The sequence below is a fragment of the Burkholderia sp. SIMBA_051 genome, assembly GCF_046534915.1.
GTDB classification, from domain to species: domain Bacteria; phylum Pseudomonadota; class Gammaproteobacteria; order Burkholderiales; family Burkholderiaceae; genus Burkholderia; species Burkholderia ambifaria.
Genome location: NZ_JAWRXS010000389.1, coordinates 1 through 264 on the forward strand (window position 1 = coordinate 1; position 264 = coordinate 264).

Sequence of the window (264 nt, forward strand, 5' to 3'; positions counted from 1 at the left end):
CGATCTGGTAGCCGCGCTCGCCATGGATCTCGTCGGACACGATGTGCAGATCGAAGAACTCGACTTCCTCGTCGGTGAAGCCATATTTCTCGCGCAGGGTCGGCGTCTGCTTGCGGTAGATCGACGGCACCTGCGATTCCAGGCCCACCACCAGGCCGGCCACGGCCACGATCGGGTCTTCGCGCATCGCCACGGCGTAGCACCAGCTTTGCAGCGCTCGCGTGGTGGGCGACATGTTGTCCGGATTGGTGACCCGTTCGCGGG

The 264-nt window shown here is 64.4% G+C and carries 1 protein-coding gene; it reads right to left on the reverse strand.

Annotated features, from left to right (window positions below; all coding sequences use genetic code 11):
- The coding region (locus tag SB771_RS34990) for an iron-containing redox enzyme family protein (RefSeq protein ID WP_410722042.1) at positions 1 to 264 on the reverse strand (264 nt) is incomplete at both ends.